This window comes from uncultured Roseobacter sp., assembly GCF_947495275.1.
In the GTDB taxonomy this organism is placed as follows: domain Bacteria; phylum Pseudomonadota; class Alphaproteobacteria; order Rhodobacterales; family Rhodobacteraceae; genus Roseobacter.
On sequence record NZ_CANLYL010000046.1, the window covers coordinates 1 to 1604 of the forward strand.

General features: G+C 50.7%; 2 protein-coding genes. Both read right to left on the reverse strand.

The features are described from left to right. Positions 1-221: 221 nt before the first annotated feature. Positions 222-434: a MerR family transcriptional regulator gene (locus tag Q0802_RS24600; RefSeq protein WP_298922651.1), complete on the reverse strand. Its 213-nt coding sequence runs from the start codon at positions 432-434 to the stop codon at positions 222-224. Between the two features lie 141 nt (positions 435-575). Next, on the reverse strand, positions 576-1490 hold the full coding sequence (locus Q0802_RS24605; protein WP_298922652.1) for a hypothetical protein: 915 nt from the start codon (positions 1488-1490) through the stop codon (positions 576-578). Positions 1491-1604: the final 114 nt, after the last annotated feature.

Here is a 1604-nt window from a genome sequence, read left to right on the forward strand (position 1 = left end):
TGGGTCTCTTAATGGCCATCTCTGGTCCTCCACTTTCCTAACTATAGGGGCGGACCACTTCAAAGGGGGAGGCTCATCCCGACGGCCTTCATCAAGAACGCTCAGACCTTGGCGCTTCCAAGACCGTACCGTTTGGACCGACAGACCTAAAATGTAGGCGGCGTCCTCATAGGTATAATGCCGGTGTTTCTTAATCCCGCGCGTTGATACGCGCTTGCCCATCAGGCCGCCCCCTCTTTGCTGGGGTCAACCTGGTTTGCCTCTGCCCATGCGTTCAGATCAGCGCCACGATAGATAATCTTGCGGCCCAGCTTGTAGAACGCCGGACCCATGTTCTTGTGACGCCACTGCGCCAGCTTGTCCCGGTCGCCAATGAGGTTCAGTTCCTCATCACCCAGAACGTAGTTTCGGTTTTGCTCGAATAGGTTTGCCATCTTTGTATCCTCTGTGTGGACTTTCGATGGCTCTGAAATTTAACCAAAAATTTTTGGTGGTAAACAATACGGAATCAGTGGCTTGCCGGTCTTTGAATTCAGACCGTGCGGCTAGTCTCCCGCTAGTAAAGCGGAAACCGCCTAGCCGGTTTGAGGGAACATTGCACGGTAAAGCTTTCGGAACTTGTCCTCACTTGCGAATGCAGAAAGGTAAACCTCCAATTGCCCTTGCCCTTGCGACCAAAGATCTGGGTCTTCTTCAACCGCGTCAGACAAGGCTAGCTTTGCGACCTCAATTGGCTTCATTCGGGACAGGTCAGGGTTCACATTTACTAGCTTTTGAATGTGGGCAAACAAATGATCGAGACGCTTTGCTCTTCGATCCTTGGACTTCCCTTTTTTACCACGTTCACGATAGCTTTTTTCGTATTGCATAGCCCTGTCTGCGTCGGGTTCCAAAGTCGCCAAATTCTGCGCGCTAGAGAACAACCGCCCAACACTGAAACCAAGTCGGAAAACGTAGTCTGTTTCTGGGTCATCACCAGCCAAATCTTGCGCGACCCCCCAAAGCTGAAGAGCCGCAATGATATCTGTTTCCAGCCTACCGTATGATCGCGCTGGATCAATTTTTTCTGGGTCCAAATTGAGGGTTTCGGCGAGATCTTTCAGATGTTTTAGTTCTATCTCAACCCCGACAGCATTGTTGCTGCCCATGTGGTCAAGGCAATTTTGGAAACTTCCATATTCATCTTCAAATGTGTCGGATCGGATCAAAAACCGTCGGATATTTCGACCAGATTGCCGAACTACCATCACGTGGCCATCGAACTCACCACCTACGGCTACGAAAACCACATCCACCATCGAAGACGCAATAATGAACGGTCCGTGTTCTTCCAAGGCGCAATAAAGTTCGGCAAAAGTCTTATAGAGGCGTTCGACCCTCAATCCGTCCTCAAGGGCACGCTCCCTGAACGACTCTCCTTTTTTAGCCCAATGAACAATTTCCAGATTGGCAATCTCATCGAGTTCCTGAAACGGTTCTGTATCAACCAATCTTGACAACCTTCGCTGGTGCGCCGCAGGCATATGCCGCCCAACGATCCATCAGCAACCGGCGCTTGTCCAGCAGATCAGAGCGCGCATAGGCCCTTTCTACATCTGATCCGA